Source organism: Virgibacillus sp. Bac330, from assembly GCF_003667845.1.
Taxonomy (GTDB): Bacteria; Bacillota; Bacilli; order Bacillales; family Amphibacillaceae; genus Virgibacillus; species Virgibacillus chiguensis.
Genome location: NZ_CP033048.1, coordinates 81,970 through 107,695 on the forward strand (window position 1 = coordinate 81,970; position 25,726 = coordinate 107,695).

Annotated in this window: 30 protein-coding genes and 1 riboswitch; of the genes, 22 read left to right on the top strand and 8 right to left on the bottom strand. The window is 36.0% G+C overall.

Annotated features, from left to right (window positions below):
• Positions 1-103 precede the first annotated feature (103 nt).
• The 5 genes from D9780_RS00340 to D9780_RS00360 all read left to right on the top strand — a co-directional run bounded on the left by D9780_RS00340 (position 104) and on the right by D9780_RS00360 (position 4,619).
• Positions 104-1,267, top strand: a complete 1,164-nt coding sequence (locus tag D9780_RS00340; RefSeq protein ID WP_121638860.1) for an aromatic ring-hydroxylating oxygenase subunit alpha — start codon at positions 104-106, stop codon at positions 1,265-1,267.
• Positions 1,268-1,531: 264 nt separating this feature from the next.
• A complete protein-coding gene (locus D9780_RS00345; RefSeq protein ID WP_121638861.1) occupies positions 1,532-1,873 on the top strand; it encodes a Rieske (2Fe-2S) protein in 342 nt (113 codons plus the stop codon).
• Positions 1,874-2,152: 279 nt separating this feature from the next.
• Complete coding sequence (locus tag D9780_RS00350) at positions 2,153-3,364, top strand: NAD(P)/FAD-dependent oxidoreductase (RefSeq protein ID WP_240458752.1); 1,212 nt, start codon at positions 2,153-2,155, stop codon at positions 3,362-3,364.
• A gap of 128 nt (positions 3,365-3,492) precedes the next feature.
• A complete protein-coding gene (locus D9780_RS00355) occupies positions 3,493-4,158 on the top strand; it encodes a TetR/AcrR family transcriptional regulator (RefSeq protein ID WP_371413682.1) in 666 nt (221 codons plus the stop codon).
• A gap of 203 nt (positions 4,159-4,361) precedes the next feature.
• Positions 4,362-4,619: a hypothetical protein gene (locus D9780_RS00360; protein ID WP_240458753.1), complete on the top strand. Its 258-nt coding sequence runs from the start codon at positions 4,362-4,364 to the stop codon at positions 4,617-4,619.
• Positions 4,620-4,623: 4 nt separating this feature from the next.
• Here the strand turns inward: D9780_RS00360 and D9780_RS00365 are convergent, their stop codons facing one another.
• The gene (locus D9780_RS00365; RefSeq protein WP_121638863.1) at positions 4,624-5,547 is read right to left on the bottom strand and encodes an AEC family transporter; all 924 of its coding nucleotides are present in this window, start codon (positions 5,545-5,547) and stop codon (positions 4,624-4,626) included.
• Positions 5,548-5,907: 360 nt separating this feature from the next.
• Between D9780_RS00365 and D9780_RS00370 the strand changes: the two genes are divergently transcribed.
• Together D9780_RS00370 and D9780_RS00375 are read left to right on the top strand one after the other, a co-directional pair.
• Positions 5,908-6,585 carry a class I SAM-dependent methyltransferase gene (locus D9780_RS00370; protein WP_121638864.1) on the top strand — a complete coding sequence of 226 codons (678 nt, stop codon included), beginning with the start codon at positions 5,908-5,910 and terminating at the stop codon, positions 6,583-6,585.
• Between the two features lie 4 nt (positions 6,586-6,589).
• On the top strand, positions 6,590-6,895 hold the full coding sequence (locus D9780_RS00375) for a hypothetical protein (RefSeq protein WP_073009579.1): 306 nt from the start codon (positions 6,590-6,592) through the stop codon (positions 6,893-6,895).
• A 389-nt stretch (positions 6,896-7,284) separates the two neighbouring features.
• Here D9780_RS00375 and D9780_RS00380 read toward each other — a convergent pair whose 3' ends face one another.
• Both D9780_RS00380 and D9780_RS00385 read right to left on the bottom strand, forming a co-directional pair.
• Positions 7,285-7,737, bottom strand: a complete 453-nt coding sequence (locus D9780_RS00380; RefSeq protein WP_077706318.1) for an AraC family transcriptional regulator — start codon at positions 7,735-7,737, stop codon at positions 7,285-7,287.
• 208 nt (positions 7,738-7,945) lie between these two features.
• Complete coding sequence (locus D9780_RS00385) at positions 7,946-8,830, bottom strand: NAD(P)-dependent oxidoreductase (RefSeq protein WP_073009585.1); 885 nt, start codon at positions 8,828-8,830, stop codon at positions 7,946-7,948.
• 382 nt (positions 8,831-9,212) lie between these two features.
• Between D9780_RS00385 and D9780_RS00395 the strand changes: the two genes are divergently transcribed.
• The 7 genes from D9780_RS00395 to D9780_RS00415 all read left to right on the top strand — a co-directional run bounded on the left by D9780_RS00395 (position 9,213) and on the right by D9780_RS00415 (position 11,054).
• On the top strand, positions 9,213-9,371 hold the full coding sequence (locus D9780_RS00395; RefSeq protein ID WP_162985743.1) for a GNAT family N-acetyltransferase: 159 nt from the start codon (positions 9,213-9,215) through the stop codon (positions 9,369-9,371).
• A 9-nt stretch (positions 9,372-9,380) separates the two neighbouring features.
• Positions 9,381-9,545, top strand: a complete 165-nt coding sequence (locus tag D9780_RS20895) for a hypothetical protein (protein WP_162985744.1) — start codon at positions 9,381-9,383, stop codon at positions 9,543-9,545.
• Complete coding sequence (locus D9780_RS00400) at positions 9,545-9,748, top strand: hypothetical protein (protein ID WP_121638867.1); 204 nt, start codon at positions 9,545-9,547, stop codon at positions 9,746-9,748. Before D9780_RS20895 ends, D9780_RS00400 begins: the two co-directional genes overlap by 1 nt.
• A gap of 81 nt (positions 9,749-9,829) precedes the next feature.
• Positions 9,830-10,156 carry a hypothetical protein gene (locus D9780_RS00405; RefSeq protein ID WP_121638868.1) on the top strand — a complete coding sequence of 109 codons (327 nt, stop codon included), beginning with the start codon at positions 9,830-9,832 and terminating at the stop codon, positions 10,154-10,156.
• 190 nt (positions 10,157-10,346) lie between these two features.
• A complete protein-coding gene (locus D9780_RS20900) occupies positions 10,347-10,499 on the top strand; it encodes a hypothetical protein (protein ID WP_162985745.1) in 153 nt (50 codons plus the stop codon).
• A 220-nt stretch (positions 10,500-10,719) separates the two neighbouring features.
• Positions 10,720-10,791, top strand: a complete 72-nt coding sequence (locus D9780_RS21560) for a hypothetical protein (protein WP_371413726.1) — start codon at positions 10,720-10,722, stop codon at positions 10,789-10,791.
• On the top strand, positions 10,761-11,054 hold the full coding sequence (locus tag D9780_RS00415; RefSeq protein ID WP_121638870.1) for a hypothetical protein: 294 nt from the start codon (positions 10,761-10,763) through the stop codon (positions 11,052-11,054). Before D9780_RS21560 ends, D9780_RS00415 begins: the two co-directional genes overlap by 31 nt.
• A gap of 403 nt (positions 11,055-11,457) precedes the next feature.
• Here D9780_RS00415 and D9780_RS00420 read toward each other — a convergent pair whose 3' ends face one another.
• On the bottom strand, positions 11,458-11,841 hold the full coding sequence (locus D9780_RS00420; protein WP_121638871.1) for an S-Ena type endospore appendage: 384 nt from the start codon (positions 11,839-11,841) through the stop codon (positions 11,458-11,460).
• A gap of 199 nt (positions 11,842-12,040) precedes the next feature.
• On the opposite strand from D9780_RS00420, the gene D9780_RS00425 reads away from it, so the two are divergent.
• The 4 genes from D9780_RS00425 to D9780_RS00445 all read left to right on the top strand — a co-directional run bounded on the left by D9780_RS00425 (position 12,041) and on the right by D9780_RS00445 (position 14,918).
• Positions 12,041-12,412, top strand: coding sequence for an S-Ena type endospore appendage (locus D9780_RS00425; protein WP_121638872.1), 372 nt, complete (start codon positions 12,041-12,043; stop codon positions 12,410-12,412).
• Between the two features lie 642 nt (positions 12,413-13,054).
• On the top strand, positions 13,055-13,369 hold the full coding sequence (locus D9780_RS00435; protein WP_121638874.1) for a YolD-like family protein: 315 nt from the start codon (positions 13,055-13,057) through the stop codon (positions 13,367-13,369).
• 315 nt (positions 13,370-13,684) lie between these two features.
• Positions 13,685-14,350: a TraR/DksA C4-type zinc finger protein gene (locus D9780_RS00440; RefSeq protein WP_121638875.1), complete on the top strand. Its 666-nt coding sequence runs from the start codon at positions 13,685-13,687 to the stop codon at positions 14,348-14,350.
• Positions 14,351-14,774: 424 nt separating this feature from the next.
• Positions 14,775-14,918, top strand: coding sequence for a zinc ribbon domain-containing protein (locus D9780_RS00445; protein ID WP_240458807.1), 144 nt, complete (start codon positions 14,775-14,777; stop codon positions 14,916-14,918).
• 411 nt (positions 14,919-15,329) lie between these two features.
• On the opposite strand, the gene D9780_RS00450 is transcribed toward D9780_RS00445, so the two are convergent.
• Together D9780_RS00450 and D9780_RS00455 are read right to left on the bottom strand one after the other, a co-directional pair.
• Entirely contained in the window at positions 15,330-16,100 is a 771-nt protein-coding gene (locus D9780_RS00450) for a zinc ribbon domain-containing protein (RefSeq protein WP_121638877.1), read from the bottom strand.
• Between the two features lie 255 nt (positions 16,101-16,355).
• Positions 16,356-17,711, bottom strand: a complete 1,356-nt coding sequence (locus D9780_RS00455; protein WP_371413683.1) for a S1C family serine protease — start codon at positions 17,709-17,711, stop codon at positions 16,356-16,358.
• 650 nt (positions 17,712-18,361) lie between these two features.
• Here D9780_RS00455 and D9780_RS00460 point away from each other — a divergent pair.
• Both D9780_RS00460 and D9780_RS00465 read left to right on the top strand, forming a co-directional pair.
• Entirely contained in the window at positions 18,362-19,054 is a 693-nt protein-coding gene (locus D9780_RS00460) for a response regulator transcription factor (RefSeq protein WP_073009600.1), read from the top strand.
• The gene (locus tag D9780_RS00465; RefSeq protein WP_121638879.1) at positions 19,051-20,382 is read left to right on the top strand and encodes a sensor histidine kinase; all 1,332 of its coding nucleotides are present in this window, start codon (positions 19,051-19,053) and stop codon (positions 20,380-20,382) included. Before D9780_RS00460 ends, D9780_RS00465 begins: the two co-directional genes overlap by 4 nt.
• Before the next feature lie 198 nt (positions 20,383-20,580).
• On the opposite strand, the gene D9780_RS00470 is transcribed toward D9780_RS00465, so the two are convergent.
• Positions 20,581-21,966: a YcdB/YcdC domain-containing protein gene (locus D9780_RS00470; RefSeq protein ID WP_121638880.1), complete on the bottom strand. Its 1,386-nt coding sequence runs from the start codon at positions 21,964-21,966 to the stop codon at positions 20,581-20,583.
• 471 nt (positions 21,967-22,437) lie between these two features.
• On the bottom strand, positions 22,438-22,656 hold the full coding sequence (locus tag D9780_RS00475; protein ID WP_073009609.1) for a hypothetical protein: 219 nt from the start codon (positions 22,654-22,656) through the stop codon (positions 22,438-22,440).
• A 210-nt stretch (positions 22,657-22,866) separates the two neighbouring features.
• Between D9780_RS00475 and D9780_RS00480 the strand changes: the two genes are divergently transcribed.
• Positions 22,867-23,250 (top strand): ArsR/SmtB family transcription factor, encoded by a 384-nt coding sequence (locus D9780_RS00480; protein ID WP_073009612.1) that lies wholly within the window; start codon positions 22,867-22,869, stop codon positions 23,248-23,250.
• Positions 23,237-25,348 (top strand): heavy metal translocating P-type ATPase, encoded by a 2,112-nt coding sequence (locus D9780_RS00485; RefSeq protein ID WP_121638881.1) that lies wholly within the window; start codon positions 23,237-23,239, stop codon positions 25,346-25,348. Before D9780_RS00480 ends, D9780_RS00485 begins: the two co-directional genes overlap by 14 nt.
• A gap of 155 nt (positions 25,349-25,503) precedes the next feature.
• Positions 25,504-25,663: riboswitch (cyclic di-AMP (ydaO/yuaA leader) on the top strand.
• The last annotated feature ends 63 nt before the right edge of the window (positions 25,664-25,726 follow it).

Sequence of the window (25,726 nt, forward strand, 5' to 3'; positions counted from 1 at the left end):
CTATGTAGTAAATATAAAAATCATTATCTATTCTATGGTGGTTTTTTTAAGGATAGGCCCTTAACATCTTATTTGGAATAAGTAAAGGTGAGGAGGAGTTACATTGAAAAGCATTGAAGGTGGGTGGCCAGTTGAGGCAAAGTATGAATCAACCATGCCTGGAAAAGAGTATTATGACTGGAATGTGTTTTATCATGAGCTAAATAAAATTTGGTTTAAAACATGGCTTTGTGTAGGAAGAGAAGAAGAGATTCCTAAAGTGGGAGATTATATAACGGTGCAAATTGCTCACGAGAATTTTATTATCACAAAAGGAAATAATGGCGTAATCAATGGATATTATAATGTTTGTCGCCATCGTGGTTCCCGACTATGTACGGCCTCATCAGGGCATTTCAGTCGTGGGAACATTATTTGTCCGTATCATAGTTGGATGTATAGTGCAGATACGGGAAAGTTGATTAAAGCGCCTAATGTACCTGAAAATGATGAGGGATTTCATAAGGAAGAGCACGGTTTAATAGGTGTAAAAGTAGAAACGTGGGATGGCTTTATTTGGCTAAACGTAGATGAAAATGCGCCATCTTTAAAAGCATCTTTTCATTTACCAGCATCGTGGTCCATTTATGAGAAGTATGAAATGCATCGGTTGAAACTTGCTGAAAAACGGACTTATACAGTGAAGGCGAATTGGAAATTACTGATGGAAAATGCAGAGGAGTGTTATCACTGTCCGAATATTCACCCTGAATTAAGCCGTACTACACCACCAAATCAACCGAGAAATTGGATTGATAAAAATATCCCGGATACGAAAGTGGTGAAGCATGTAGGGGCAATGAAATTAAAAGATGGATACGATCGAGTAAATTTAGATGGTAATGCGTACCGACCGGCATTTCCAAAACTGAGTGAAGAAGATAAAAGATATATTTATTATTTGCATCTTTTTCCACACTCTTATATATGTCTTGCTTCTGATTATATATTTATTGCTGCGATGTTCCCGGTAGCTCCAGATGAAACAGTTGTAAATGGATACTGGTTGTTTGATCCTGATGTGTTGCAAAAGGAAGGTCATTATATACAAGATGCAGTAGATTTTTGGCATATTACAAGTGAACAAGACTGGGAAGCAAGTGAGTGGGTTCAACTAGGGAATCAATCTAAAGCCTATGAAAATGGCGGCATTTTAACTAAATTAGATTGGCGGGTTGCAAATTTCAAGAAATACGTGCAAATAGAATTAAGCGAAACAGACCATTAAAACGCTTGAAAAATACTATATGTAATGAACCAATGTGGTAAGCTTTTCTATCCTGGATATAAAGTGTTGTTAGACAAACTTTCAAGAATTGGAGATGTGATTGAAGCAAGTCTAAGTGGAAGATAAAAGCACCACATGCCTGAGTTTTCAAAGTATTTTAAATCATAACCTTGGGTTACTAATTTGAAGGAAAATTAACTTCATAAAGACTTGGCAAAAGCCAGGTCTTTCAAACAAATGAAGAAAATAAAGGGGCTGTTATAAATGCTAAGTTCCATGTATGAAAATAAATTACATGATAAAGGTTTTACTTTTATTGGAGATAGTTCTATTGTCCATGAAGGAGATATGATTGAAGTAACTGTTGGAAAAAGTGATGTACTGCTTGCTCGAGTGGAAGGGGTTATTTATGCGGTAGATGGAATATGCAGTCACGCGTACGCAAAATTAGTTGAAGGGGAATTGGATGATTACTGTGTAACTTGTCCTCTCCATTTTGCCTGTTTTGATATTCGGGATGGTGAAGTGTTAGAAGGACCAGCGGATAAGTCACTTCCTATTTTTGAAGTAGTAGAAAAGGATCAACAAATTTGGATTAAGTTATAGAAATATCGCTTATGGAGTAAATGATTCTATTAGTTTAATATTTTCTGAAGCAGATTTTAAGGTTTATCAATTAAGTAAAACGGGGAGGGTATTCTCATGTAAGGGATTACCATAAGGAGTTGGTGATAAGGAAGTTATTATTTTGACGTATGAGAGTCGGTGGGGGTGGAAAAAACAACTCTATTCATTGAAAGATCACTAGATCAATTTCTAAAAGGAGCTCGGATAGTAGAATTTCAAGCAGTCGTAATAGCGTTAATATAGATGGGAGAGATGAAAATGACAATTGTTATTATTGGCGCTGGTATTGCTGGTGTGTATGCAGCAGAAACAATGCGCCAATCAGGATTTTCCGGACGCATCATTCTTTTTGATCGAGATACAAATATACCGTATGATAGGCCACCTTTAACGAAAGAATTCATGGTTGGAAACTTATCTGCATTAGATATGCATTTACGAGAGGCTGCTCACTTTGAAAAATTAAGTATCGAGCTTCGTTTAGGAACAGAGATTGTTTCGGTAAATACAGAGAAGCGTGTCGTGGTGGAAGTAAATGGGGAATTAACGCCATATGACAAGCTTCTATTAACGACAGGATCACAATTAAAAAAGCTTCCGGTGAAGGGGGCGAGTTTACAAGGTGTATTTTATTTAAAGACGTTAACGGATGCAGAGAAAATGCAAAAATATATACAAGATGTAGAGCATGTTGCTATTATTGGAGCAGGATTTATAGGGGCAGAACTCGCTTCTTCATTCAGAAGTCTAGGAAAAGAAGTAACCATCATTGAAAGGTCTTCTCTTCCATTAGAGCATGTCTTCGGAAAGGAACTTGGTAAATATTTTTTGCATTTACATCAAACGCAAGGAGTCAAAGTTGTTACAGAGGATGAGGTTGTTCATTTTAAAGGCGAATCTCAAGTAGAAGAGGTTCTAACTGCAAAAGGTAAACAGATTTCATGCCAAGCAGTAATCATTGGAATTGGGGTGGAACCAAATACAAGTTTGGCTCGTTTAGATGTCAATCACGATAGGGGTTATGTGGTTGATGAATGGGGGCAGACTTCCGTACCGACCATTTATGCAGCGGGAGATTGCACGATGTGGCCATATAAAAACCAGATGATCCATATTGAACATTGGGATCATGCGATGAATCATGGCAAGTGTGTGGCAAATAATATGCTCTCGAATAATAGAAAGCCTTACTCTGCGGTACCATACTTTTGGTCCGATCAGTATAAGTCTCAATTTCAATATTTTGGTCATGCAAGTAAAGAAATGAAAACCCTTATTCGTGGTAGAATGAAGGAACATCAATTTACATACTTTTTCTTAAATGCTCAAAATAATATAGAAGCTGCGTTGTTAATAAATCAACAAAAAAACGCGCTACTAGTTCGTAGGTTAATAAACCAAGAGAAGATTATTCAGCCGGACTTATTAAAGAATGAAAGCATACCTATAAAAGAAACTGTTTTGAAATAGCATTTCTCAACGTATTCAACCGTAAGCATTGTTTCTACATTCATAATATATTCGTTTATATTGAATCTTGATAAAGTAGAAAAACTTCTTTATAGTAAAGGATAAATAGGTAGAAGGGTTGCGGTAAAATGACGTTGACAAAAAGAGAAAAACAGATGCAGCGAATGTGGCATTATTTTGTAGATGCAACATCGGATATCATAGAAGAAGAAGGAATTGAACATGTAACGATTCGTAAGATTGCAGACAAGGCGAGCTATAATAGTGCAACCATATACAATTATTTTCAAGAATTATCTCACTTAATATTTTTTGCATCTCTTGGTTACTTAAAAAAATATATTGAAGCACTCCCTGCATATATGGACAAAGGTAAGAATTCCTTAGAGAAATATATTTTAAGCTGGGAGTGTTTTTGTCATCATTCTTTTTTAGAACCTCAAGTTTATAATGCGATATTTTTAGCTGATTTGGGTGATCGACCGGAAGAGATATTAGAGAATTATTATACAATTTATCAATCTATTGTTTTTGGTGATATGACAGAAGATATTAAAACATTACTACACCACCATAATTTATCAAAAAGAAGTCGGTATGAATTAAATAAATCGATAACAGATGGTTATTTAAATAAAGATGATGCAAACGCTATAAATGAGAGAACGGTGTTAATTTGGCAAGGCATGCTCACGACGATTTTGAATAACAGGTCGAGGCTGACAGCAGATGAAGCTGCGCATCGCACAATGCAGCATATCCGCGAAATAATTGAAAATTATCGACTGATTTAACCAAAAGACTGCTGTTTCAAGCGTGGAGAGGTATGTGTGGTATAGTTGGGGGATGCAGTGGGTATATCCTCGCAAATTCTGTTTTATTGTATAAATCAAGTTTTCGGTTATGGGGAGATAAAATCTTTACTATTTGTAGTGCTTTTAAAGCAAGTAAAATAATATAGGATAGGAACATCTTGAAACAAAGGAGGCTCATGGCATTGTTTTCAGACATAATGTGGGGAAGTTTAGCAATGATACTTATCATTGCTATATATGTAACGATCAAAAAAAGAAAACGAGCAGGGGTGAAAGGCATTAAAAGCGCACTGACACCGATTTGTTTTTTCTGTATATCCATGGTAAATATCATTGCCTACTTCTTTGAATTTCTCGGTTTGGTGAGTTTTGGGATCACTGTTGCTTTGTTTATTTTAGGTGCCTATTTCACTAAATATTTGAAGATACCTGCGAACTGATCTTTTAAAATAAAAGTCTTGATAAATAAATGACTGCTGTTACCGTAATCGTACTGAACATGGTGGAAAATAGAACGATTTGTGCTGCGAAATTTGGATGATTGTTATATTCTTGTGCAATAACGGAACTGTTTACAGCTGTGGGCATTGCTGAGGCAATGAACAGAGCTTGAGCGATCATGCCATCTAGTTGTAAGATACGTATAATACCAAGCGCAATGATTGGACCGAGAATGAGGCGAATAGCTAAACTGATATAAACTGTTGGCAAACTGGAAATTAGACGAAGTTGAGCTACTTGAGCACCTAAAGTAAGTAAGGCCATAGCTACCATTGCATCAGCTACATAATTAGCTGGAACCCAAACGAAAGTGGGTATGGAAACATTTGCAATATTTAATAAAATTCCTGCTAGCATGGCGTATAATACGGGCATTTTAAAATAACTGAATAACGCTCGTAGTTTACCAATTTGGATTGATTGTAAGGAAAAAATGCCATAAGAAAATAGGAGAATATTTTGTAAGGTGAAAATGATGACTTGAATGGACATCGCTACAGGATCACTTTTAAACACTAAATCGTTAACAGGAACGCCATAATTACCAGAATTAAAGAAAAGAATACTATTAGAAAATGTAGTCGACTTTCCTTTATCAAACCCAATAAGGCGTGCGGTAATTGTTGCTACGATATAGAGTAAGGCAATGAATAATGTAAAAAAGACGACTATTTGTAGTAAGAGCTGCCCTGAAAATGTTGTATCGTACAGTTTAACAAAAATAAACCCAGGAACAAGAAAGTAAATATTTAATTTTGCCAGCGTCTGTAAATCAAGGTCAAATTTCTTTTGTAAGAAAAAACCTAATCCCATTATAATAAAAACTGGTAAAATAATATCCTTTACTATTATTAAAAATGCTTCCAAATTATTTCTCCTTTCACAATCTACAATGATGCGGTTTTATTTTTTCTCACACATGTAGATATGTCAACTTCATTTTATGTAAATGATAAAATCCGTCCATTGTGGTGACATAGAACAATTTTAAGCTTCACTCAAACGTAAACAATTATTTCATTCGTAAAAGTTACTGTCAACTTCAATCCCAATTATATCATTCTGTGGTCTTAGCATGTTTTTTATTACACTATTTATAAGAAAGCGTTTCTGTAAAACGGTAAGCGTAATTTTCTGAAAAATTATTTTATCTAAGATCTTACTGTAAAAAAAGCTGGATAAAAGGCATAATGGAAACAAGGATAAGGCGAATGAGGGGGATGTAATATGGGGTTTAATTGGAATGGAGAGGTTGCAAAGCAATGGGATGAGCGTGCCGTTACTTGGAATGAACGCAGTAAAAACATGTGGGAAACCGGAAGCAGACAGGCTGTTATCCCATTTTTGCGTCGTTTTCTGAGCACTAATCAGCATGTATTAGATATAGGTTGTGGTGATGGGTATGGTGCGTATAAGTTATATGAGCAAGGTTATCAAGTAGCTGCAATTGACATTTCTTCGGTGATGGTACAATATGCGAAGAACAAACTTCCAAATAGCATCCATGTATTGGAAGGAGATGTACAAAAGATTCCTTTTTCCACAAATACATTCGATGCCATTATGGCAATGAATGTTTTGGAGTGGACGGAAAATCCAAAGCAAGCGTTGCAAGAGTTAAAGCGTGTAGTAAAAGAGGGTGGACATATCTGTGTAGGAATATTAGGACCGACTGCAGGACCGCGTGCGAACAGTTATCCGCGCTTGCATGGGGAAACAGTCATTTGTAATACAATGATGCCTTGGGAATTTCAACAGCTTTGTACGGATATAGATTTGGAATATGTAGATGGGTATGGTGTACCAAAGCTAGGTGTTAGTAAGGAGATGTATAACCATTTGCCGCTTGATTTACAACAGTCGTTATCATTTTCTTGGATATTTATGTTAAGAAATGGTGGGTAAGCGTATGAACGAAACAGAAAAAACGGTCATTGCAAACTATGAGCAAAATGAAAGAATGATGATTTTAGTTTTTGCGCAGTGGTGTGTCAATTATGATGTAGATGCTTTAGAAGTGTATAAAAAGGCGTATCCTCATCAACAAGCTAATAAAGTGTTGGAAGAAATGATGGAGGAGACAGTGCCCAAAGAAGAAGCTGATTTCATCGCAACAGAAACGGTACTTCAAGCGCTTCAGTTATTTGGAAATGATGATTTAGCTTTTGCCGTTCAGCAAGAAGTAGATAACCAAAACATGAATAAAGGAAAATGATCTGTTGGAAAGGTTACTGTCTTGTCGCAAGTGTGCCATATACATTTTTACATGCGTGCAAACGATGAAAATATTGGGAAATGATCAACTTTAAGCAACCTCTATGCTATATTATTAGCTTTTGTTTAAAAGTAAGTAGATAGGAAAGTATCTAATGTTTAGCTTTAAGGTTGTCTTATACGGAAAACGATGATGCTATATCCCAAAAAAATATGGTCTTAAGCCAAGTGTTACCAATAAACTTCGATACTTTTATAGTTAAAACCTTCTGTGTGAATAGCGAACCTACAAGTCGTATAATGGCTTTTTCCATGCGATCAATGGTGATTTCATCCATGAAAAAAAGAAGAAGTTATCAAACGGATAACTTCTTTTGGTATGCCAAAATTTTACTTTACAGGCACGCAAATGTCACAATAAGGATGGTTATACATATCGCCAGTATATCTTTCCATTATAGGTTTGTTCGTTATTTGATAACCGTGTTTGTTGAGGTCTGGGAAAATAGCTTTGTACGCTTTGGCAATATCTTTAGCTGTGTGATTGATGTTATAAACAACGTATTTTCCTCCAGAAATCCAACCTTCGCGAATGGCTCTATCCTCTTGTAAAAGGTATTCCTCAGAGAGGGTGATACCCACATCAAATCGGCAATTTTTAGGTGATGTTTTTTTCGGGTTATCCTGAGGTATAGCAAAAATAGTTGCAGATGGAAGGAGACTCTTTTCCGTAGCCCATTTTTTTAAACGCTCCATTACTTGCCTATTTTCGCGACCATAGGGGCCGGTTCGTCGCATAAAAGCAATTCGTTGCTTTGGAATAATTTCTATTTTGGATTCCATTATACCTTTCTCCCTTCCTTTCCATTGTTTGTACAATACAAGTGTAATTTGCTTTAAAATGTAAAACAACTAAATTTTTAAAAAATTTAATAGGGATAAAGCTATAACTTTTCACTCAAAAATGCTTCCTATTACTTGCAAACGTGACAAAAATAAAAACAGAAGGATAGCGTAAGGTTTATGCGTTATCCTTCTGTATGAAAAATTATTACGGTGAGGAAAATAATTTGATTAAGGCTTGTGTGCCACTATCTGCTTCTCCTTTTGCTTCAAGCTCCTCGTAAAGCTTTAACGATAGAGCTAATCCAGGTGTAGACAGTCCTAGCTCTTCTGCTGATTCTAGTGCGATTTTCATATCTTTAATAAAGTGCTTTACATAAAATCCTGGTGCATCATCTTCTTTGATCATGCGTGGTGCAAGATTAGAAAGTGACCAGCTTCCAGCCGCGCCAGCTGTTATACTATCAAGCACTAACTCAGGGTTAAGTCCTGATTTTTTTGCATAAGCAATGGCTTCGCATACGCCAACCATATTAGAAGCAATCGTTATTTGATTCGCTAATTTGGTATGTTGTCCAGCTCCAGCTTCTCCTTGCAAAATGATGTTTTCGCCCATTGTTTGCAATAATGGGAGTATATCTTTGTATGCTTTTTCTTTTCCACCGACCATAATGGTTAGTTTGCCATTTTTGGCACCGATATCACCACCAGATACAGGCGCGTCTAATGCATAGCACCCTTTTTCTTCTGCTTCGCTTTCAATTTGCTCTGCTAGTTTAGGTTTAGAAGTTGTCATATCCACTAAGTAAGTACCTTGAGCTACATTTTTTAAAATACCTTGGTCGCTAAAATAAACTTCTTCCACATCACTTGGATAGCCTACCATCGTAATAATGACCTTGCAGTTCTTTGTTAAATTGGCAATGGAATCTTCCCAATCCGCGCCAGCGTTAATTAAGCTCGTAGCTTTTTGCTTTGTGCGTGTATAGATGGAAACGTGGTATCCTGCGTTCATAATTCGCTTTGCCATGCTCGCCCCCATGACGCCAGTACCTATAAAACCAATTCGATCCTCATATGTAAGCAAAATCATTCTCCTTTCCATTGGCACTATATATTACATTCATTCGACAAAAAATGGGAAAATCCTGTTATTCTATCTAGAAATAATGAAGGAGAGGACATGATATGAGGTGGAGAAAAAATCTTTTCAAGAACTTGACCAACTGGAACTATATACTTAATTAAAGTCTCGAGTGAATGTATTTGTAGTCGAACAGCAATGCGCATATCAAGAAATAGACCCATATGCTTTAAAAGCAACACATTTGTGGCTTCAAGATAACCAAAATTTAGTAGCATACGCAAGATAACTTCCTGCTGGTAGTAAATATGTAGAAGCTTCTATAGGTAGAGTCCTTGTGACAAAAGCTTACTGGGATAGGGTATATGGAAAAGAATAAATGGAGGAAGCGATGAAATATACAGTGAATCATTTTAAAAACAATATTAAGATTCAAGCCCAACAGCATTTAAAGGCGTTTTATCAAGCATTTGGTTTCAAACAGGTATCCACTGCGTACTTAGATGATGGGATTTGGCATATTGAAGATGTAGAAGAATTTAAAAAGTAACAGGAAGATTTGTACAATGAGCATTTTGTTATTGATGAAAACCTAGAAGGTGCACTGCAAATGATTGAAAAGGTGGTACTAGATTATGACAAAGAATTAAGCAATAAAGGTTCGTTTATACACGATTACATTTGCCAGCAATTTGAAGAATCTAAAGAGGAGGATAATCAGTAATGATTGAATATCAAATCAACAGTACAAGATATGAAGTACGTATTGATTTTAGAGCAATTGACGAGTATGGGCAGATTAATTTACATGGATACGTGCCTGTGACGATGCAAGAGTTTTTTGCAAATAGCTCTAGCATGGATAGTTTAGCTGGGTTAGTGGAGCAAAAAGTTAACGAGAGATTAAGTACGACAGACGCTGAATAGGTTTTATTTTTATGCAGGGAAAATCAAATATGTATAGAAATAATTACTAAAGTCGGTAAAATAACAAGGGAGTGTATTAAAATGGAACCAATTGAAAAAAGATATAGAAACATTGAAGATTTAACATTTGAAGAAGCGAAGGAGATTTTAGAAAAAGCCGGATACAAAACTTATAATAGGGTATTTGATAGAGGGGATGAACTTTTAGTTGATGATAAAACATCATATGGTGTTTTAATTCCTGAAACCACACCCGAAGAATTATTAATTGCAGATGATATAGATCCTAAATTTTACTCTTTTGATACACAATCTATGAATTCTATTGTAGCTAAAGTGGCTCAAACTTTATTGCAGCGCGTTGAAGAGTTAGAGAAAGAAGTCGCAGAACTTAAAGCCAATAAATAAACTAAATGAATGCTAAAGCATCTCAAACGAGGTACTTTTTTATGTCTTATGTAGGGGGAAATATGAGTGAACAAAGACCATGGTACACCAACAAGGATTTATTCGAACAAATAAACTCCATGCGTGGTGACTTTAGAGACTTGAGCAATGAAATGCAAAAAACGAGAAAATTATTAAAAAGTATAACGGGTTGCGTGAAGAAATCGGTGTCGTTAAAGCAAAAGTAGAACGCATTAAAAATAGAACAGAAGGTAAAAAAACATTTGCAGAAGCTATTCGCCTATGGGGTGGATGGCTTTTTGCTTTGGTTACGTTAGAAGTATTACTTATTGATAAATTTTAAGGGGTACAAAAGAAACAGACTTTGATGATTATATAAACGATGAGATAATAATCATAATGAAAGTGTAGTAGCAATGACGGAATGAAGAGGCTTTACTATTTTTGGTAAACGACTAGTCTAATCGGACGAGTCGTTTTTCATTTGTAAAATTTTAAAAAAGGGGGTGACCTATGAAAATTAATTGAAAGTAAGGTTGAAAAAGAAGTCTATTTGGTTGGCCTTGGTTCCTGCAATTGTATTACTAATTCAGATAGTTACTAATTGGTTCGTACAGATCCACAAAGTTGGTTAGAACCAAACGGCATAAGTTGGGCAGAATTTATTGCAAATGTATACGATTATTACCGCAATTGGGGTGACAGTGGCGTACAAGCAAAACCATCTAAGCCTAACAAACCAGCAAATAAATTCATCTCTAAAATGGCTGAGGAAGTTATTGCTGGTAAACATGGTAACAGTCACGATGCTAGACGTAAATCACTAGGGATTGCTCAAGCTAAGTATGACAAGGTGCGCAAAGAGGTTAACCGTAGATCAGGCATTAAAAGCATCTAAACCAAAAGGTAAAACTGTTGCCCAGATGGCGCAAGAAGTCATTGACGGCAAGCATGGTAAATGGACATGCTAATAAGCGTAAGTCTTTAGTTAAGTCTTTAGGTGTTTAGTTCTTCCGTATACAACGAAGTTAAAGCAGAGGTGAATAGACGGTTGAGTGGTAAATCTACCACATCCAGCAAACAAAAATCAAAATTGTTTAGTCCTAGACAAAAAGTAACGGTCAAAAAAAATCTGCAAGCAAATTTGCGACTGGCGAATCGATTGCTGATTTTGTTAAGGGTAACTCATACACGGTTAAACAGGTTAATCAGATCGTGTGCTACTTGATGGTATTATGTCTTGGGTGCGAAAAAAAGATGTGTATTGATTTTAAAAAGCTTACTCCTTTTATTGGCGTAGGTTATTTAGAATTCATATGCATTTTTGGCCGTTTACATGCAGAATCAGATTTTTTTCTTTTTGTTATAATTTCATAATTTAAACAATATTTACCTTTGCATGGCATTTGACTAGAACCATTTACACAAGTCAATTCAATTTCTATAAAGTCATCTATAGCAAATGTTCTACTACTTCCTTTCATTATAAAGTATATTTTTTGGCAATAATTACTGTCTTTTATGGTGATCATTAGTTTTTCTGCGCATCCCGACTGATAAAAAACTGTTAAAGACCCTTTTGCTTTGTTTTTATGATGATCGATGACATTAAATATTTCTGTACAACCTAATTCGCAAGGTACTTGAAAATTACCGCACGCGCTATCCTTATAGGAATTATTCAAGAGTAAATCCCCCTTTAACTGATATTAAATATTCACAACTAGAAATATGGTCTAATACTATTGAATGTTAGTACACTATCTTTTGACATAATTCAAATTAATCAATTTTAAATAATTATATGGAACAGGGCTAAAGTTGAAGCAAAGTATTTGTTTCAGCATTAATTGTTATTGAAGGAGAAAAAGGAGGGGTAAGTATATGGGTAATTGTTGTTGCTGTCCAGACAGAGGAAATGGTGAGCTTTTAACTGATGAAGTGTGTGGGAATTTTACTATTGCTTGTGGAGAATCTGATGATGTTTATTTTTCCCAACAACCTGTTACTGGAACAGTGAGTGTTTTTTATGATAACGGGTGTGCTGCTAATTTAATTGTAACCGTTTTTAACGGTGCCACAGAAGTTGCGGACTTTCAAGTTCCAAATTCTCCACTAAGTAATGTTGGTAATACTCGTGCCGTGACATTTTTTGAAGCTTTTGATCGAGTTCAAATAACTTGCACGGATAATTCTCCACCCGCAAATGCCTGCACAGGGAAATTTTGCATCACTGCTCATTATCCTTCTAGTTAATTTATATAAAATTTAAAAGTGGATAATGTATTGTCTTCCTTTTAAATTTTATTATGTTTTGTGTAAAAGGAGATTTAATGACATTAATTTCTTCTGTGCCTAATAGGTCATTTGATATGAATACGCAGAGCCAACAAGCAGGAAGTATATCGTCTTCAAATCCAACTGATGTATTTAGCGGAGTAGTCAGAGTTACTACAGGAAATAATAAAACTGTAATTTCTTTTTGCCAGGTATCTAGTGTAGATAGAAATACTCACAGTGTAAAAAAGATATTTATGATGATTCTCAACCCGCCTCCTATAGATATAATGAAACGAATTGCGAGGAGGTGGTATTTTTTTGTTTTCCATAAAATAACACGTACATTAGTTCAGTTTTGTGATACACTAAGAACAAACGTTCTGAGTTGGTGTAATCATTGTAGGCTTATTTAAAAATTCATTAGATAACAAGCAAAAGATCATCATCTTTTATATGGATAGCAATAATCAAGTAACTGAGCTATATATTTGAGTGATCAAAATAAAGGAAAATAGTATTTTAGCCTATTGCTTTTATCGTAAACAAGTACGAACATTTAACATTTAACATTGAAAATATATTGTCAGCAGGAAAAGTGAGAAAGAAGGTTGTTTCATAATGGTTAATGATCGTGGCTCTATCAAGTGGACATCTATCATGATGCCAGAACATATTGAAATGCTTCAAGAAATGTGGAAAGAACAAGAACACAAGGAAAAACCTATATTAGATGAACAGCAGCAAGAGGAAATAAACACTAAACTGTTAATGGCTGTAGTTAATGATCTTACAGTCGAATTAAGGTATTTTGATAAACATAATTTTTATAAAGTAAAAGGTAAGATAACCAGTATTAATAAACAAAATAAATACATAAGCATTGCTGGGCAACGTTTGCCTTTTGAATGCATTATGGATGTGTGGATAAAATAACCCCTCTATTTTAGAATGAGAGGTTTGAATTTTGTGAATAGAAGAAGAAAAAACTTTGGTTCTCGTCACATTGTATATGTGACTTTTTTAAAATGTCACAGGAATGTAACGGGAAAAAATAAAAAAATGAAAACAAGTCAAAAATACTATATATACAATGCCCAAAAAGGTTTAATATATACAGAAAAGCAATAAGAAGAAACAAGAAAACACCTATATTCTCATTTACATGATTTGGGAACAGAAATAAAGCATGTCACTCTCTTTTTTTGCGCATAGTATTAAAATAAACAGGATATAAAAGAGGGTGAAAAAATGATTAATGAACAGCAATTAGCAAATTGTAAACAGGCTTTACAAAATCGCCAATCCGAACTTATTTCCCATGTTCAAGAGCATACGGGGTTAACTTTAGAATCCGTGCAACAATCAAGTGGTGAATTGTCCAATTATGATAATCATCCTGCAGATACAGCATCCGAATTATTTGAAAGAGGAAAGGATGTCGCGCTTAATGAGCATGCTGAAAAGGAATTAGAAGATATTAATAAAGCTTTACATGCAATTGCAGAAGGTACTTATGGAATTTGCAAAGAATGTGGCAATGATATCCCTTATGAACGGCTTGAAGCTCTCCCAACTGCAGACCGATGTATGGAGCATACCGTACAAGATTCATTTAACCAAACGCGCACCATGGAAGAGGAAGTGTATAGCCCTAATATAAATCCTGATAAAATAAGTGATGAGACACAAGTTGGCTATGACGCTGAGGATGCTTGGCAGGAAGTTAGCCGTTATGGTACATCGGAAACATCTTCTGATTTTTACGGTGATAAGGCTAGTTATAATAAAATGTATCCGAATAGTGACGAACAAGTCGGCTATGTAGAAGATGTGGAAGGATATTTAGGTGCATCTTCTGATGGGAAATATACGGAACCTGTTATGGACCAAACAGATGATGAGTATGAACGATAAAGAATAAGCAAATCTTTATCTTTTAACGAAAAAATTATTTAGGTGCGGTTGTCTCTTCTTAACTTCTACAACCGGCATTTTTAACGCTTAAAGCTGGCTCTACAATGCTTTGTATTTGAGATTTAAAAATAGTCATAAATAAGATGGATGTAAGAAAGGGTCATTTTCTTTTGCGCGATAGATAAAAAAGGTAATAAATTTAAAATTAGTAAGCGCTGAGTTTTCTAAAAGTAAATGTTCATTTCTTGAAACCAAACTTCTATGAGAAACGTATTTTTATACTATAGGGGAGTAAAATTATTTTTAATAATAGTATAAGACAGACTAAGGCAAGACAAGTTTTTTTAATAGAGAGGTGATTAGATTGCAGCAAAAAGGTTGTTTAAAATGCGGAAGTACAAACGCTGATCAAAAGGAAGTGGCTATGACGGGAACCGGCTTGTCAAAGGTGTTCGACGTACAAAACAATCAATTTTTAGTCGTTTATTGTAAAGAATGTGGCTATTCGGAATTCTATAACAAGAAAAGTTCTAAAGGAAGCAATCTTTTTGATTTGTTTTTTGGGTGAAGATCAAAGTGCCCGTTCTCAATAACAGGCACTTTTTCACTATTATTACAAAATTTAGAAGATATGGATAAACTCACCAAGTTATTTAGTCACGTCCGGCTCCAACGCCCAGCAACTAGGCGACTTCACTCCATTGCCCTAAGCTAAGTCATCATCGGTTCGCCCTAAATAGGAAGTCCGACTAAAGGCGGGCTTGCCGGAGGGCGCCGGCATACTCCTGTTGCAGGAACATGATTCCTAAAACTTTCGTTGATTCGTTCCAGTCGCTACGTTGCTAACCGGGCGCCCCGAGCCTTTGTTCCTTGTTTAATACTGCTAACTGTTCCATTGTCCAGTTGCTCTAAAATAAGTCATTATCGTATACGAAAAAAAAGAAAAACAAAGACTGTCCGATAGCCTTTGTTTTTCTTATTAATAACCTTGGAAAAAATCGCCCATTAATCCTCCAAATAACCCCCCTAGTAATCTTCCTATCATATCTTGTAAAAGGAAAGACATGACTACAAAAGAAATGAAATAAAAGGCGATTAAAACATAAACTCTATCGTAACCGTGTTCTTTTTCTTTTGACTCAAGTAAAATAAACGATGGTATGAATATAACTGGGCCAAGTAAACTAATCGGAATAAGCACACTGAAAAAAGGGATTCTAATCCAAGTAAGTAAAATTCCAGCTAAAAAAATAAGAAGAAAAGGGATTGTATAAATTCCAACTTTTGTTACTGTTTCTTGCAAAGTCATATGTTGTGCTGTTAATTTTGTAGAAATGAAAGTTAATATAATTATAAAAGCAAATAGTAGAAGATATTGTATAAATGGGATGATAAATCCATCTAAAAAGCCAATATCCAAAAAATAACTACCTACTTGACTCGTTACTACCACATAGAAGCTTATGGTTACTGCAAGTGCGAATAAAACGATGCTTATGATGGCAGGAATGATATCTTGCTGTGTGGCAAATCGCGCCTTATGTGGAGATTTTAAGTAGTGCATGAAAAAACTTGCAAAATGTTTTCCTACTGTACTTACAGTTGAAGAAAAATCCCTATTGTTTAGTGTGGTATCAGATTGACTTTCCCCTTCTTCAGCTACTGCTGCTTCTTCAAGATTAAGATGTGCACCACAATTCTTACAAAACTTTCCTTCTTTTGTTTCGTGCTCACAATTCGGACAGATCATACCCTTCCTCCTTTAATTGTAATGAGAGATAGGCCTCTATTATAACAGCATTAGGTAAATTTGGTAAAATAAACATTTCATGTTATTCATTTACCTTATCTGCATTTCGCCTCTTAAGTATCTCATTTCGACATATTCTTGGAAAACCCCTGCTCTTAAGACAAAAGGAATGAATTCGGCATAGCTAAAATTAAGAGAAAATGGATTGCCTTAAAAAGCAGGTTATGATCCAATTGGACCGTAACCTGCTTTATTCTATCCTTCTTCTGTTGTGTTTTCACTTTTTGTCTGTTTTGCTTCCAGAGTTAGCTTGGTTGTTTCTTTTTGCCCATCTCGGTAATATTCAACATCTATTTTCTCACCAACAGAAGCATCAGAATATAAAAATTTCCGTAATTCTAAGATGGATGTCACGTCATTTCCATTAATTTTAGTGATCACATCAAATTGTTGTAGCCCAGCTTTGTCAGCAGGAGATCCGTTTTCCACGTTTGCAATAACCATCCCACCTTTTACATCTTCAGGTAATTGGATGTCTGTTCTATATTGAGGTGGTACTTGTTCAATGGCTGCCGTACTAATGCCGATTAGTGGACGTTCAATTTGACCTTTCTTTTCTAACTGTTCCACAATTGGAAGTGCTGCGTCTACAGGAATAGCAAAACCAATGCCTTCCACTTCCTGTCTGGCAATTTTCATTGAGTTAATTCCAACGACGGCACCCTTTTCATTGACGAGGGCACCACCACTATTGCCTGGATTGATAGCAGCATCTGTTTGGATAACCTCGGTAATCCAATCTGCTCGACTGTCTCCGTTTGTATCGATGGGTACAGAACGATCAAGTCCACTTATCACACCTTTCGTTACGGTGTTAGCGAATTCCATACCTAATGGATTTCCAATGGCTAAAACATTTTCCCCTATTTTTAAATCTTTAGAAGATCCCATGTTTGCAACGGTAGTGATAGGATCACCATCAATTTCTAACACGGCTAAATCTGTTAACTCGTCTGTACCTAACACGTTAGCATTTAAGCGTTCTTCAGAATAATTTAAAGCGACTTCTACTTCTTCTGCTCCTGCTACAACATGTTGATTTGTAATTACATACGCTTTGCTGTTTTCTTTTTTATAAATGATTCCTGAACCTGTACCTGCTTCTTGGCTTTCTGTCCAAATATCTTGCTGTTGCTTATTAATAACTCCAACAACTGCTTTAGAGGTTTCTTCGATATTTGTGGACACTTCTGAATCCTCAGAGGCGAGCGTTTTGACGACTTCTTGAGCTTTGTTATTTCCGTCTGTTGAAGCGGATCCATTTCCGTTGTCTTGTGTCATTGGAATAATATTTGTAAACATTAACACTGCTATGATAATAACAGATACAACACCACCAGAAATACCACCTAAAATAAAATGTAACAAGGACTTATTCGCTGTTTTTTTATTTCCTGTGGTGCTATCATAGCTCATATTTTGTTGCGTATTAGATTGTTCATCCGTTAGTTGGTGAGAATTTTGATTCTGGTTTAATTGTTGAGATGGAAGGTTTTCGTTATCGGTAAATCCGTTATGTTGATTCGTTTGTTCATTGTTTCTATCATCCATTTTCATCACCCTTTCAGACAGATTATAATGTCAGGCAAGAAACAGACATCAAAAGGCATCGAGGGGAGTAGGGGGGACGCTCAAAAGATGTCTGTTTTTCGCCTTGTATGGTGAACGGTTCCTTCACAAAGAGTGAAGTTCCGATTGATACTTTTAGTATACCCGCTTCCTTGGGGAATCATTTGGTATAACTGTGGAATAAATGTGTAAAGTTTAGGTGGAATGATCACATATAAATTGCTGCTATTCCGCTTGTTATTGGTATACCCCTAAAAATAATTTATTAATCGTTCTTGTAAGTTAATTTAACTTGCTATGAGTAGTTTCTATTGCTGAAGATCAGTTTGAGGGTATGGATGACAGAAGAATGATTTCAATCTACTGTCTTTCATTTGTTCTTGTTCATGAAGTTACTTCATTAATGGTACAATAACTAAAGAATAGAAAATTAAGCGGAGTGGTCATTTGAACTTCCTGCTGGACAAGCCTAATGGTAAGATACCCGTAAACTTAAATGTCCTTTTCCATAAGAGATGTTTCGATTTGCCACAGACGTATTAGAAATTCTGCAAGGAAAACCCATTTTTAATGAAGTTTTCTTTTCGTTATGTGAAAATAGAGACAAAGAATGAAGAGAAAGGTGAAAAAAAATGAATCATCATATCGGAATTGTTGAAGATGATCCTAATATACGTAATATTGTTGCGGCCTATTTAAAAAAAGAAGGTTTTACAGTTACATTGTTGGAATCAGCTGAAGCTGCCTGGGAGCTTTGGAAAACAGAGCCTCCGGGTATGTGGATATTAGACATTATGCTTCCAGGAATGGACGGCTATGAGTTTTGTAAAAAAATTCGCATGGAAAGTGAAGTTCCCATCATTATTATTTCCGCGAAGGACGAAGAAATTGATAAAATCCTTGGTTTGGAGCTTGGAGGGGATGATTATTTAACAAAACCTTTTAGCCCAAGGGAACTGGTCGCTAGAGTGAAACGATTATTTAAACGGTCGAATATTAGATTGGCTCATACAGAAGAAAACGATGCAAGAGTCACAGTTGACGAATTAACCATAGATAAAGAAGAACGGCGTATTTTCTTTCGGGATGAAGAATACGAGGTAACCACAAAGGAATTTGATATGCTACTTATTTTAGTAGAGAATGTGAACCGAGCTTTTTCGAGAGAAGAGCTGTTAATCAAGATTTGGGGCGATAATTACTTTGGAAGTGATCGTGCCGTAGATGACCTTGTAAAACGTATTCGGAAAAAGCTTCCTGATTTACCGTTAGAAACGGTATGGGGCTATGGATATCGTTTAAGAGATGAAGGAGAAACTTCATGAAGTTGCAATCGCAATTAAATGTAGCTTTTACAACTTTGCTTTTCGTTATTATGGCAATTACGGGGTATGTGATCTATTCTTTACTCTTAGATTTACTCATTCAAGATGAGCAGCGGCAGTTAAAGCAAAAAGGCGACTTAATTGTGGATGTGCTAAATGATCAATACGATAGCACGAGTGTAGAGAACTTAAACAGTTTGTTGGAAGATCAAGGTTTGCAAATGTTTATTTATGATAGGAATCAAGATGTGGCCGTTTCTCCTTCGCTTCCTGATAGTGTAGTTGCAGGTTTTTTTAAGAAAAACGACTTTTCTGATACTAATAAAGCATTATGGGAATATAAAGGTTCTAAGTTTGTCACGTCGCGCATTATTTTTAGACCAGAGAGTACAGGGGTTGAGCTGATTCTTTTGACTCCTTTAAGTGATTTAGAACTCGTTCAACAAAGTTTTTTCTTTCGTTTGCTCATTGTGTTTTTCATTGGTGGTGCTATTGCGATTATTCTGAGCTATTTTTTCACACGCAAATTAGTCACGCCGCTTTCACAATTAAAAAAGCAATTGAAAAAAATTGAAAAACGGCAATTCCATTCCATTAAACGAATTAAAGCAACAGGCGAAATTAAAGAAGTCGAACAGAGTGTTTATGATATGGCCCAAGAGCTGGAAAGATATATTAATTCACAACAAACATTCTTTCAAAATGCGAGTCATGAGTTAAAAACACCTCTGATGACAATTCAAGGGTATGCGGAAGGAATTCGAGATCATATTTTTGATGCAGAAGAGAAAGAAAAAGGTCTTGAGATGATGGTAACAGAAGTTAACCGTCTAAAAAAAATTATAAACGAGATGATATTATTAGCTAAATTAGATAGTGAACCAGACGTTTTTACTCCAGAACGATTCCAGTTAAAACAAATAATGGAACAAGTGGTTGATAGGGCACTTCCAATCGTTAATGAGCAAGGTATTGAATTGAAGCATACCGTTACAGGGTCTCCAGAAATCACAGCGGATGCAGAGAAAATGTTACGAGCATTGTTGAATTTGACATTCAATGCCATTCGTCATGCCAATCAACAAGTTCAGATCGAGATGAAGAAGGAAAATAAAAAAGTGCTTATTCGTATAGAAGATGACGGAGAAGGTGTGCCTGAAGATTTAATTCCTCATATTTTTCACCGTTTTGTGAAAGGAAAAGGTGGAGAAACGGGGCTTGGACTTGCTATTGCTAGAGCCATCATTGAACAATCCAATGGAAAAATATCGGTTGGTCGTTCAGAGTTAGGTGGAGCTAAATTTGAAATTGTATTTGGAACAAAGTAGACGTTTTTGCTTTATAGTGGATATAATTTAGCAAGTTTCATAAGAGAGTATTTTTAGTAGCTTTGCTGGATGAATAGCGCGTAAAAACCGCTTGTATATTGGAAGTATTACTGTAACACGGAATGATCACATACACCTAGGAGGTTAAAAAAAATTTTAGGTGTATGTGTCCTTTAACTTTCAATTAAGAACAATGCACTAACAAAATAGTTCTGTCTTTTCAGTTTGAAATATTTGCGCTGTATGCGCATCAATCATTCGGATAACGCCAGCTAATTTTGGAAAAGTGGGTGCATACACTAATTTATAATCGCTTTCTCCATCTTGAAACCAACGTAATTCCATTTGTACATCGTCGGCGTATATTTGTTTGACCGTTTGCTTAGAAAGTGTCGGTGTCGTATGGACATGCTCATATCGTTGTTTACATAACGGTTGATGATCAAAGCTACAAATCCGACCTGAATATTTCCCAACATCTATAGAAATGATATCGTGTAAAATACGGATGTTGTTATATTGCCAGCGGAAATCAAAGCAATAAACATCCTCTATTTCCCCCTCACCATCAATTCTAATCAATTGCTTGTGCGCTTCAGGATAAAGGTAGAATAATAACTGATACGCTATTTCTTCGGCTTGGTCTACGCCAATAGGTTTACTTATGTCTTTTGGAGGCAGTTCTTCACTCGTTATTTGTAGCAATCGATCTTGCTTATCAAAGCATAATTTCATAAGACAAGAATCTATTTCCTCGATATCAAAATCTGTTTTATTCTGAATGACATTTGGTAGGGTAGACCAAACCTCTATTCGTTTGTTCTTTGCTTGTTTTTTCTTCATTAGCTTATAACCCTTTAAACCAATGATATCGTGTAAATTCGTTTTAACTTTTTCTGGTTTATGAAAAGGAATTTGTTTTATAGCATCTTTTTGCACATAGATTTCTCCCCCGTCAGCTGGTATGTAGAATGCACGTTCAATTATGCTGTAAACGAGTCGAAATTTGCCATTATTGTTTATATAATATGTATCCATTGGAGCAATCAGTAATTCTAGTTTCAAATGGTGCAAGTATTGTTTCTTTGCTGCTTCAGCAGAGATCATGACATCAGGATAATGTATGTTCGTATTCTTATCATGAAAAGAAATAATCGTACTGATTTTACCGCTTTTCGTTAAAAATAATGTAACTCCTGTTTCAGGGAGAAATAAATGCAATTGTTCATCCTGATAGGCGAAGTGAACCGTGTATGCATTTCCTAATTTTAAAAAAGAAGCTAGTTTGCAATTTTTATACATCTCAGGGTAAAATGTTTTTACAAAATGACTTGCTTTTTCAATTAATTCATCACGTTTTAATGTGTAATTTGATGGTTTTAAAATTTCATCTTCTACAGAATAGTAAAGTAGCTTTCCTTGATTATCCACGGAGAATACTGCTACGTTTTTGTTCGTAGTGTTTGAGAAAATATCATATTGCACGCCTGCAATAATTTCATCAGGTTGGTATGCTTTTCTCATGTTCATGTTTGTCGCTGGAATATACGATATCAAAGATTGGAATAGTTGATTTAAGGTCATGTACAAGCTCTCCTCTACGGTTACAGTTTGATCCCAGATATAAGGTGCTGTCCGTTTTCTTACTTTAAAAATGTGACGTTGTGAGCGCTGAATAAGTCAAAGTGGGATTTAACAGCATTTAAATCTTCAGATTAATTAAAAGCCTTTACGTCAATCAATAATCCGTATGATATAAAAATCCCACTAATTGAAGTTTCATTTTATGTATACAATTAAACAATATTTTCCATATATAATCAATGATATAGGCAACTCGGCTTGTAACAACCATTGAAAAAACATGTTTTAGTAAGTCTAGCTGCGAAATGCTATGGTGCGCTGCACAATAGATGAAACGAGCCGTCTGCTTCGCATAAGCAAACGGCTCGTTTCATGGGCGCATTATTAAATCTTAGATACGGATTTGTTAAGTCTTTTTCTACTATAGGAAAGAATACATTTTTATGGATTCTAGTATAAGCAAAACTACGGCTATCGCCAAGTTTTTCTGTTCGAATTCATTTCTTCTGTGGCTACTAAAAATACCCCCATAAGAAAAATAAATACAGCTCCCATAACGGTTCCAATACCAATTCCAGTAATGTAACTGTAATCGCTTACAAAGAAACCATAAAGAAAAATGGCGATACCGGTCAACAATATACTTGCTCCGACATATTTTGTTGCTTTTAACAGCTTTTCGTTTTTCATGTACCGTAACTCCTTTTAAAACGTAGTTAGACTAACAATGATTACGAGTCAATATCCAAATTTAAAGTATTTTCTTTATTATCAATCATGTTCACAAATTTGTCAAATTTAAATTTGAATTTGGGATACATATAGTTGACAATAAAAGGACTCATTCATACACTATAAACAAACAGTCAAACAACTATTTGATTATTAGGGGGATAAATTATGGGCGCTTCTAAAGAAAAACCAATCGACGTTTGCGAGACGTTTTGTTATGACGAGGATACGGTAAGCCGAATTCGTCCTAAAATAGATAAGATGGATGGGGTTGAACAAATATTTAAAGCGTTGGCTGATGCGACAAGATTAAAAATTGCTTATGCGCTTACACTAGAAAGAGAGTTATGTGTATGTGATATAGCTACGATTATTGGTGCAACGAAGGCAACTGCATCGCATCATTTACGTTTGTTAAAGAATATGGGGCTGGCGAAACATCGAAAAGAAGGAAAACTTGTTTTTTATTCTTTAGAGGATGAGCATGTGCATCAGCTCGTAACAATAGCTACAGTTCATGCAAAAGAAGGTGTCGATCGTGGAAGAGAATAAAAACGTTTATCGTCTGCGAGGGTTATCATGCACAAATTGTGCAGCAAAGTTTGAAAAAAATATTCGTGCCATTGAAACCGTTGACGACGTGCAACTAAATTTTGGTGCATCGAAAGTTATAGTGCAAGGCGAAGCTTCTGTGCAACAGTTGGAAGCGGCTGGAGCTTTTGATGATATTAAAGTCTTTCCAGAAAGAGAGCGATTAACGGAAGATAAGCAATCGTTTTGGAAAAAGAAAAGTAATTTGACGACGTTATTTTCCTTTTTATTCACTGCACTTGGATATGTGTTTTTCTTTCAAGTGGGCGAAAGTAATCTTGCAACAGTAAGTACATTTGCAGCTGCTATTCTAATCGGGGGTTGGAAGCTATTTCGTACTGGCTTTAAAAACTTAGCTAGATTTGAATTTGACATGAAAACGTTAATGACGATTGCAGTTATAGGTGCTGCTATTATTGGAGAATGGGCAGAAGGTGCTGTCGTTGTCTTTCTATTTGCTGTAAGTGAAGCGCTAGAAGGATATTCCATGGAGAAGGCTCGGCAATCCATTCGTTCATTAATGAATATTGCCCCAAATCGTGCAACAATTCGTAGGGGCGATGAGCTAATTGAAATGGATGTCAAGGATGTACAAGTGAATGATGTCATGGTGATTAAACCAGGTGAGAAAATTGCCATGGATGGCGAAGTTCTTAAAGGAGAATCGTCTATTAATCAAGCAACCATAACTGGTGAATCTATCCCTGTGTTTAAACAGGCTGGTGATGAAGTATTTGCTGGTACTTTGAATGAAGAGGGTTCCTTGGAAGTGCGTGTTACCAAATATGCGCAAGATACCACAATTGCTAAAATTATTCATTTAGTAGAGGAAGCACAGGCGGAAAAAGCGCCTTCTCAACAATTTGTCGATCGTTTTGCGAAATATTATACTCCAGCCATTATCGTTATTGCTATGTTGGTGGCTACGATTCCACCATTGTTGTTTAGTGCAACGTGGTCTGATTGGATCTATAACGGGCTAGCGGTATTAGTCGTAGGATGTCCGTGTGCGTTGGTTATTTCTACTCCTGTAGCTATTGTAACAGCAATTGGCAATGCTGCTCGACATGGTGTGTTAATTAAAGGTGGCATTCATTTAGAAGAAACAGGAAAAATAGATGTAGTTGCTTTTGATAAAACAGGCACGATAACCGAGGGAAAGCCTGTTGTTACAGAAGTTATTTCCTTTGGAGATATGTCAGAATCAGACGTGTTAGCGCATGCAGCAGCGATTGAAACTTACTCACAGCATCCACTTGCTTCATCTATATTACGAAAAGCTAAAGCAGATAATGTAAATAACTTACATGCAGAAAATTTTCAGTCTTTTACGGGGAAGGGCGCCCAAGCAACAGTGAATGACTCTATGTACAGAATTGGAAGTCCTTCCTTATTTCAAGGGAAAGCACATCTTCCTAAAGAATTGCAAATGCAAATTCGCACATTACAAACGCAAGGTAAAACGGTGATGCTATTTGGAACGGATCATCGTATCGAAGGTTTAATTGCTGTGGCCGACCAAGTTCGTAAAGGAAGTCTGTCTATCATTGAAAAGCTGCACCAACTAGGTAAACGAACGGTGATACTTACAGGAGATAACCAAGCAACTGGCTCTGCGATTGGGCGCGAAGTAGGCATTAGAGAGACAAAGTCGGAGCTTATGCCGCAAGATAAATTAATAGCAATTAAAGAATTGAAGCAGCAATACGGCAAGGTTGCGATGATTGGAGATGGGATCAATGATGCCCCCGCTTTAGCAGCAGCAGATGTCGGTGTTGCTATGGGAGGTGCTGGTACGGATACCGCTATGGAAACAGCTGATATTGCGTTAATGGCTGATGATTTAAGCAAAGTTCCATATACAATGGAGCTAAGTCAACAAACGTTAACGATCATCAAACAAAATATAGGCTTTGCGCTACTTTTAAAAGTAATTGCCCTTTTATTAGTTATTCCAGGATGGCTCACCTTATGGCTAGCTATACTCGCTGACATGGGAGCTACGTTATTAGTTGTATTCAATTCCTTGCGCTTAATGCGTGCCAAAAAGCAACCATAAAGAGATTGAACTCTTTATGGTTGCTTTATGTTAATGAGATGGATAGGAAATCGCTTGCGTTTGTAAAAAAGTTGCTGAAGTTCACAATTAAATATTGACAATCCGATACAATCGGAGTAAATTATAGCTTATTAAAAGATTTACTCATAATTAACTATGAACCTTTGCTGAATCTTGTTTTGAACGGGGGAACCACAGGAATTTGGTCGTAGAAATGATTTATTGCGGCCTTGGGGTGAATTCTCATAATAGAGAAAGGGGTGCTCTCCATCCCGAACCCGACAGCTAACCTCGTAAGCGTATGTAATATTAGGAGAGAGGTCCTAGGGAAATCGCGACCTTTGAGACCATGTGTTTTTGCTGGTCTTTTTTTATTTC

Excerpts from the sequence above, each read along its gene's own strand:
- D9780_RS00345 (WP_121638861.1), top strand. The coding sequence starts at position 1,532 with ATGCTAAGTTCCATGTATGAAAATAAATTACATGATAAAGGTTTTACT.
- D9780_RS00350 (WP_240458752.1), top strand. The coding sequence starts at position 2,153 with ATGACAATTGTTATTATTGGCGCTGGTATTGCTGGTGTGTATGCAGCA.
- D9780_RS00355 (WP_371413682.1), top strand. The coding sequence starts at position 3,493 with ATGACGTTGACAAAAAGAGAAAAACAGATGCAGCGAATGTGGCATTAT.
- D9780_RS00370 (WP_121638864.1), top strand. The coding sequence starts at position 5,908 with ATGGGGTTTAATTGGAATGGAGAGGTTGCAAAGCAATGGGATGAGCGT.
- D9780_RS00375 (WP_073009579.1), top strand. The coding sequence starts at position 6,590 with ATGAACGAAACAGAAAAAACGGTCATTGCAAACTATGAGCAAAATGAA.
- D9780_RS00380 (WP_077706318.1), bottom strand. The coding sequence starts at position 7,737 with ATGGAATCCAAAATAGAAATTATTCCAAAGCAACGAATTGCTTTTATG.
- D9780_RS00385 (WP_073009585.1), bottom strand. The coding sequence starts at position 8,830 with ATGATTTTGCTTACATATGAGGATCGAATTGGTTTTATAGGTACTGGC.
- D9780_RS00395 (WP_162985743.1), top strand. The coding sequence starts at position 9,213 with ATGAAATATACAGTGAATCATTTTAAAAACAATATTAAGATTCAAGCC.
- D9780_RS00400 (WP_121638867.1), top strand. The coding sequence starts at position 9,545 with ATGATTGAATATCAAATCAACAGTACAAGATATGAAGTACGTATTGAT.
- D9780_RS00405 (WP_121638868.1), top strand. The coding sequence starts at position 9,830 with ATGGAACCAATTGAAAAAAGATATAGAAACATTGAAGATTTAACATTT.
- D9780_RS00425 (WP_121638872.1), top strand. The coding sequence starts at position 12,041 with ATGGGTAATTGTTGTTGCTGTCCAGACAGAGGAAATGGTGAGCTTTTA.
- D9780_RS00435 (WP_121638874.1), top strand. The coding sequence starts at position 13,055 with ATGGTTAATGATCGTGGCTCTATCAAGTGGACATCTATCATGATGCCA.
- D9780_RS00440 (WP_121638875.1), top strand. The coding sequence starts at position 13,685 with ATGATTAATGAACAGCAATTAGCAAATTGTAAACAGGCTTTACAAAAT.
- D9780_RS00445 (WP_240458807.1), top strand. The coding sequence starts at position 14,775 with ATGACGGGAACCGGCTTGTCAAAGGTGTTCGACGTACAAAACAATCAA.
- D9780_RS00450 (WP_121638877.1), bottom strand. The coding sequence starts at position 16,100 with ATGATCTGTCCGAATTGTGAGCACGAAACAAAAGAAGGAAAGTTTTGT.
- D9780_RS00455 (WP_371413683.1), bottom strand. The coding sequence starts at position 17,711 with ATGGATGATAGAAACAATGAACAAACGAATCAACATAACGGATTTACC.
- D9780_RS00460 (WP_073009600.1), top strand. The coding sequence starts at position 18,362 with ATGAATCATCATATCGGAATTGTTGAAGATGATCCTAATATACGTAAT.
- D9780_RS00465 (WP_121638879.1), top strand. The coding sequence starts at position 19,051 with ATGAAGTTGCAATCGCAATTAAATGTAGCTTTTACAACTTTGCTTTTC.
- D9780_RS00470 (WP_121638880.1), bottom strand. The coding sequence starts at position 21,966 with ATGACCTTAAATCAACTATTCCAATCTTTGATATCGTATATTCCAGCG.
- D9780_RS00475 (WP_073009609.1), bottom strand. The coding sequence starts at position 22,656 with ATGAAAAACGAAAAGCTGTTAAAAGCAACAAAATATGTCGGAGCAAGT.
- D9780_RS00480 (WP_073009612.1), top strand. The coding sequence starts at position 22,867 with ATGGGCGCTTCTAAAGAAAAACCAATCGACGTTTGCGAGACGTTTTGT.